The organism is Globicatella sanguinis NBRC 15551, from assembly GCF_001552295.1.
GTDB classification, from domain to species: domain Bacteria; phylum Bacillota; class Bacilli; order Lactobacillales; family Aerococcaceae; genus Globicatella; species Globicatella sanguinis.
On sequence record NZ_BCQX01000166.1, the window covers coordinates 1 to 3,312 of the forward strand.

General features: G+C 32.3%; 4 protein-coding genes. All 4 read left to right on the forward strand.

The window, feature by feature from the left end; translation table 11 throughout:
• The first annotated feature begins 192 nt into the window (after positions 1 to 192).
• The 4 genes from GSA01S_RS09700 (at position 193) to GSA01S_RS09715 (ending at position 3,204) form a co-directional block, all read left to right on the forward strand.
• Positions 193 to 417: a hypothetical protein gene (locus GSA01S_RS09700; RefSeq protein ID WP_066127049.1), complete on the forward strand. Its 225-nt coding sequence runs from the start codon at positions 193 to 195 to the stop codon at positions 415 to 417.
• Positions 418 to 419: 2 nt separating this feature from the next.
• Positions 420 to 899 carry a hypothetical protein gene (locus GSA01S_RS09705; RefSeq protein ID WP_066127051.1) on the forward strand — a complete coding sequence of 160 codons (480 nt, stop codon included), beginning with the start codon at positions 420 to 422 and terminating at the stop codon, positions 897 to 899.
• A 690-nt stretch (positions 900 to 1,589) separates the two neighbouring features.
• Positions 1,590 to 1,931 carry a cupin domain-containing protein gene (locus tag GSA01S_RS09710; RefSeq protein ID WP_066127054.1) on the forward strand — a complete coding sequence of 114 codons (342 nt, stop codon included), beginning with the start codon at positions 1,590 to 1,592 and terminating at the stop codon, positions 1,929 to 1,931.
• Between the two features lie 217 nt (positions 1,932 to 2,148).
• Entirely contained in the window at positions 2,149 to 3,204 is a 1,056-nt protein-coding gene (locus GSA01S_RS09715; protein WP_066127057.1) for a GntR family transcriptional regulator, read from the forward strand.
• Positions 3,205 to 3,312 lie beyond the last annotated feature (108 nt).

The window sequence follows — 3,312 nt, forward strand, 5'->3', positions numbered from 1 at the left end:
AAAATAAAAAAAGAAAGGGATACTATATGTAGTGGTATATATCCTAAACAGCCTACTCCGATATGGGGTAGGCTTATTTTTTATGGCCAAAATTAAATAAATTTCTCATAAATAAACCGTTGACAATGCACCGTTAACGGTGTATAATGAGATTAGAAGTTAAGGAAATCAACATTTTAGGAGGAATTAAAAATGACTACAAGATATTTAACAAACGCAGAAGTAAAACAGTTAAAAACAGGGGACAAAGTTTGGAACCGTGGTAAAATTTGGGAAATGGAAGTGGTAAAAGTATCAAACGATTCAATTACGACTTACATTCCGGAATCAGAGCATAATTTTAAAGGGCAACAAAAAACATACGCAATAATGGGTGACGATAGTAAAGAATCTCAATTCTATATTAAGGAGGACTAATCATGAATGCACTACAAGAATTAATTTTGATGACAGTTGCTGACCGATACCAAAATGACACAGACTTTTACAAGCGATTTGGTTTTAATTCCGGTCGCTGGGCAGATTTCAAAGCAGGCAGAACAGACATTGACAATATGAAATATGAGCGAGTAAGTGCTATGTGCCAAAGCCTATTTACCGATTACGAATTGCTGTTATTCAATTTAGCACGATCTAATAAACAGCTCAACCGTACTAAATTATCTGTCATTGATGAGTATAAGCGGTTAAAATTGGAAACAATTCAAAATATGGGTGATAATCTATTGGCATCTATCGAGTCTACTTTAATTGGCAGTGGCAGCATGACGAATAATAAGATGAGAGTGTACGACGAGACTAATCCAAATGTAGCGGTGTATACTTACAATCTATCTGCTCCAGCAGGTAAAGATAATCGCCGTAAATTTATTTTGGGTAATCTAGACAGATTAGTGTAAAAAAGATATAATGATTGTGACTTAGCACATCACCCATGTGTTAGGTTGGCAAAGGTGGTCTTGATTTCGGCACACCTACTATCAGAGGCAGTGGCTTATGGCTACTGTCTATTTTTATAGACAAAATACAGATTGTCTATTATATCGGAAACACACTTCCAATTCAGGTGATATTTCTATTAACTTGGAAGTACATTACTTAACGTTAAAAGCCTATCTCGTAAAAAGATAGGCTCTTTCTTTTGCAAGCAATTTTGCAAGCAAAAAACGTATATACTCATAGTTGTGTGTACGACTTTAAAACTGAAAAATGTCGCTATAAAGCTAAACATAATCGTGTGTATATGTGTGTATTTTTAACCATCAAAGTTATGTGCCTTTTTTTTTGTTCTATAAATCCTATTAAATCAACATTCTTGAATAAATAATGCGTTTTGTGCGCAAATTGTGCGCATTTTAAATTCGAAATTCCTTAAATGGTAGATAGGAATAATGATACTAAAAGTATAAAACTATGAAGATTAATTTCAAGTTTGGCTGGCTATGCCTAGACTATATAACTGATTCACGTTTTCTTAATGCCCAATGATGAGAGTTAAACTTGATATTTAAGAGCTGCCTCTACAAAATTATGTATATTCAAAAAATTAATTATTCGATAAAATAAACTTATAACAAGGGGGAATGAATATGGCAATTAATCAAGAATGGGTACAATTAACGGATAATTCTAAAAGACGTATTGCCCAAATTTTGGATGGAAGTATGTTAGTGGAGATGGCATTTGAACATCCAGTTGATGAAAATTCAGCAATCGCGACCCATAAGCATTTTCATGAACAAATTACTTATATTAAAAAAGGAACATTTAAGTTCTTAATTATTCACGAAAATGGTGAACAGGAAGAAAGAATTGTCAATGAAGGTGACACCTTAGCACTTCGCTCTAATGTTGAACATGGATGCATTCCATTATCAGAAAACTCAATTTTTATGGATTTTTTCAATCCAATACGTGTCGATTTATTATAAACATTCATAAATTGACAAATCAATTGCATAATAATCGAATCATTGATTTTTCGTTCATTCAAAATGGTTTTGTGTGATTACTCTCAATGCAATTGAATTGAAGAAAAGAGTAAGTTGAGGATAAAATTTAATTTTCTCCAATTTTTTTATATTGTATTTTAATTGATAATCCGTTAAAATAAATGTACGTACAAATTATAGTTGGAGAGATTAAGAGATGAGTTTACCGAAATACCAGCAAATAGCTGAAGTTTTAAGAGAAGAAATAATAAAGGGAACTTATGCCGTTGGCAATGTGATTCCCACCGAAGCCAAATTACAGGAACAATTTGATGTTAGTCGACATACCATTAGACAAGCACTCTCGATTTTAATCAATGAAGGTTATTTACGCTCTGAAAAAGGATCAGGAACCTATGTAAAAAATCGTTTAATTGAGTCGACTAATAACAATTCAACGCGAAAAATTGGTGTCATCACTACTTATCTTTCTGATTATATTTTCCCCAATATTATTAGAGGAATTGAAGAGGTACTACGACAAAATAATTACAGCCTTGTTTTAGCAAGTACCGATAATGATATTGTCCAAGAAGAAATTTGTCTAAAACGTATGTTGGATGAGGAAGTAGCTGGCTTAATTGTCGAACCAACAAAGAGTAATTTGTTCAATCCTAATATTGCTTACTATTCCAAATTTAAAGAACTGGGTATCCCCATATTATTTATTAATGCACATTATGAAACACTCGATTTACCCTATATTGCGATGGATGATAGACAAGCTGCTCAAAAAGCAACTGAGTTTTGGCTTAAACAAGGAATCACGAATATTGGTTTAATTACGAAGATTGATGATTTACAAGGAAAATTAAGAATGAAAGGATTTATTAAAGCTTTTGAAGAAGAAGGCGTTAGTTTTAGTAAAGAGGCCATTCATACTTATACAACTGAAACACTCGATACAGCATTGGCTAATATTGCCAACCAAATCTTAAATGATGAAACGACGACTCGAACTTTTGTTTGCTATAATGATAAGGTGGCTTTAAAATTACAACAATTAGTAGCATCAAAGAACCCTATTTTAGGAAGTAAACTACAATTATCCAGTCACGATAATTCCATCCTTTCAGTGGTAGGCGGTTTTAGTAGTGTCCAACATATAAAAGATGAATTAGGACGAATAGCGGCTAATAAAATGATCGAATCAATTGAAAAAAATAAAGTCATTGAGACGGAAATATTTGTAGGTGAATTAGTTGAGAGATAACAGTGATGTTATCTCTTTTTTGTACAAACAAATAAAAATCACCATTGACATGTACGTACAAAATATTTATAATTTATATTGTAAGGGGATACATTGTTTTTAAGTCTA